We start from the raw sequence: 3582 nt of genomic DNA, 5'->3' as shown, positions 1-3582 counted from the left end.
AGGTCGCTTTGAATCGTCCGTTTTAGCGGACGTGCTCCAAACATTGGGTCGTATCCACGCTCCGCAAGCAGGGTCTTTGCCGCATCCGTCAGTACAAGCGTAATTTTCCGCTCCGCAAGCCGAGCCGAAAGACGCATTAACTGAATATCAACTATTTTGCCTATTTCGCCTTCGCCAAGACGGTTAAAAATTACAGTCTCGTCAATTCGATTTATAAATTCAGGTCTAAAACTGCGTTTCAAAAGTTCCATCAAAGAGTCACGCAAGGTTTCAGGTTTTTTCGCTTCCAGTATCAAGTCCGATCCCAAATTGCTTGTCATAATGATAATTACATTCTTAAAATCGACAACTCGCCCCTGTCCGTCCGTCAGGCGACCGTCATCGAGTATTTGCAAAAACACATTAAAAACTTCGGGGTGACCTTTTTCAATCTCGTCAAAAAGAATTACGCTGTAGGGGCGGCGTCTAACCGCTTCTGTAAGTTGACCGCCTTGCTCATAACCAACATATCCGGGCGGAGCTCCGATAAGGCGGCTTACCGAATGTTTTTCTCCGTACTCGCTCATGTCAATTCGGGTAAGGGCTTTTTCGTCATTGAACAAAAAATCCGCCAGTGTTTTGGCGAGTTCCGTTTTTCCCACGCCAGTCGGTCCCAAAAAGAGGAAAGACCCCAACGGGCGAGCCGCATCGGAAAGCCCGGACTTGTTCCGCCTGATTGCGTCGGCGACTGCGGCAAGGGCTTCACCTTGACCGACAACACGCTTTTCAAGAGCCTTCTCCAAGTCCAAATATTTTTGCAATTCGCCGGAGAGCATCTTAGAGACGGGAATACCCGTCCACGTTGACACGACGCTTGCAATGTCTTCTTCGCTTACTTCCTCGCGTAAAAGAGCGGAAGCCTCGCCGCCTTTTGCGTTCTCCCTTTTTTTCTCCATTTGATCCGTAAGGGCGGCAAGCTGTTTTTGCGCTTCGGGAATTTTGCCGTGTTTTACTTCCGCCGCTCTTGAAAGATCGCCTTCACGTTCATAGCGAGTCTCGTCAATTTTCAGTTCTTCTATCCGCTGTTTAATTTCACGGATTTTTTGAATGTCGATTTTTTCGTTTTCCCATCGGGCGTTCATCGAGTTACGCTCGGCTGTAAGGTCTGCGATTTCTTTTTCCAGTTTTGTAAGGCGGTCTTTGGAAGCCGCATCATCTTCTCGTGAAAGAGCCTGCCTTTCTATTGAAAGCTGTAAAAGTTTACGCTCCAGTTTATCAAGCTCCGTGGGGCGGCTGTCCAATTCCATTTTAAGGCGGCTTGCGGCTTCATCAACAAGGTCAATCGCCTTGTCGGGCAAAAATCGGCTTGTAATGTAACGGCTGGACAAAGTTGCCGCCGCCACAAGAGCCTCATCTTTAATTCGCACGCCGTGATGGACTTCGTACCGCTCTTTAAGCCCACGCAAAATAGCAATCGTATCTTCTACGGAAGGCTCCGCCGTATACACCTGCTGAAAACGCCTTTCAAGGGCGGCATCCTTCTCGATATGTTTTCTGTATTCGTCCAAAGTAGTCGCACCGATACAGCGAAGTTCGCCACGGGCAAGAGCGGGTTTAAGCAAGTTCGATGCGTCAGTCGCTCCTTCCGCAGCTCCGGCTCCCACGAGGGTATGCAACTCATCAATGAAAAGAATAATTTTTCCGTCTTCCGCCTGCACATCATGGATAACGGCTTTTAAGCGTTCCTCAAACTCACCTCGGAATTTCGCTCCGGCGACAAGAGCGCCAATATCAAGAGAGAGAAGTTTTTTACCTTTTAAGCCTTCCGGCGCATCGCCTGCGACAATACGCCGTGCAAGCCCTTCGACTATCGCCGTTTTTCCAACGCCGGGTTCGCCGATAAGGACTGGATTATTTTTTGTGCGGCGTGACAGAACCTGCATACATCTGCGGATTTCTTCGTCTCGCCCGATTACTGGATCAAGTTTTTCCTGCCGGGCAAGAGCGGTAAGGTCTCTGCAATAGCGATCCAACGCCTGATATTTTTCTTCGGGGTTTTGATCGGTTACACGGGCGTTTCCCCGCACCTGTTTCAACGCTCCAAGAATTGCGTCCTTGCTTATGCCAGCTTTTTTAAGCAGTGCCGCCGTCTTACTCTCGCTTGCCGCAATTGCGATTAAGATATGCTCAGAGGAAACATATTCGTCTTTTAACGCCGAAGCCTCACCCTCTGCTTTTGCCAAAACCTTAGTCAACGCCGGAGAGAAATAAACCTGTGCCGCTTCCCCATAAACCTTAGGCGTTTTGTTTACAAGTTCCTCGACATCGGAGGAGAGCTTGGCGACATCGCCCCCTATCCGCTCAATAATTGGCGGAACAATTCCGTTTTCCTGCCGCAACAACGCCAAAAGCAAATGCTCACTTTCAACTTGAGAATGGTCGTTTTTCTGTGCCAAGCTCGCCGCTTCGTTTAGGGCTTCCTGAGCTTTTATTGTAAATTTGTCTATATTCATAATTTATATAATTATAATATGCCATTAAAACGATGTATACAGGTAATTAAAACATATTTGCATTAATCAATATTTTATTATAGATTGGCGAACTAAAAGAAAATATTATTTTGGGTAAATGGCAGAATATCAGGAAATTTTAACCGAATACTCCCCAAGACTGCTCGTTTTTATAAACGATCCTGCGATAAAAATTCCGGCTCCAAAGTATACGCCGGACGGAAACATATTTTGGGCTGCGGCGATTTCGTCTGTGCTTGCAATAGGCATAACTGAAAAAAAGAACGGCTTACAAACAATTTCTTTTAAGTATTTAGGCGGAGATTACACTTTTTCCAGCGATGACGACCCTAAGATGGACAGCATAATTTCTACGATACTTTCTGTGATCAAGTCAAAAGCTCCGTTTCTGGAACCGTCTGCCGCAAAGAAAGAAGGCGGGCTTGTCAGTTATCGGACATACAAAGATATTTTTGACGATCTAACCGAAGAATATTTAAAGACAACAGATGAATTCATCAAGGGCGGCAAGCCAATATCAAAGGAAGAGATAAAAAAAGCCGCCCAAAAATGGAATTGGACAAATTATAAAGACCGCCTGTCCCAGATTATTAAAGACTCGTCCAAAATAGATCCCATAAGAACAGCCGGAGAAGATAAATGCACTTATGGCGTTAATTATGAAAAAGATACGATAGGCAAAAAACGCATTCAGATTTATTTGCAACTTATAGAAGAAAAGGGGCAACCGTCAATTATCAAATGGAACAATGACATCATTGTTTGCATCGACCCTCGTCTTAAAGATGCTGCGGACACGGCAATAAAAGCCTTCCGATGCAGAATGAAATTACCCGATAAATTCGGCGTACCAATTCAAAACGCACTGTCAAAGTACGTCCAATTCACAATAGCCCGCCAACGGCATACGGTAGTGTAAATAATTATTAAAAATTGAAGATAGGGTAATTTGGACTTGTTTTTATGCCTTAACATGCTATACTTTTCTTATGAGTGTTAAAAATTGGAAACCTATAGGAACAACCATTGGCGGTCTGTTGCTTGATTTGGGCAAATTATCATTCGGCGG

General features: G+C 45.4%; 2 protein-coding genes. One reads left to right on the top strand and one right to left on the bottom strand.

From position 1 onward, the window contains the following. Positions 1-2492, bottom strand: a 2492-nt coding sequence (clpB, locus tag ACYVTD_RS10620; RefSeq protein WP_461247749.1) for an ATP-dependent chaperone ClpB, incomplete at its 3' end; no start/stop codon positions are given. 118 nt (positions 2493-2610) lie between these two features. Between clpB and ACYVTD_RS10615 the strand changes: the two genes are divergently transcribed. Then, the gene (locus ACYVTD_RS10615; protein ID WP_461247748.1) at positions 2611-3432 is read left to right on the top strand and encodes a hypothetical protein; all 822 of its coding nucleotides are present in this window, start codon (positions 2611-2613) and stop codon (positions 3430-3432) included. The last annotated feature ends 150 nt before the right edge of the window (positions 3433-3582 follow it).

This window comes from Treponema sp. R6D11, from assembly GCF_054786075.1.
This window is presented reverse-complemented; position numbering and strand designations above follow the sequence as displayed.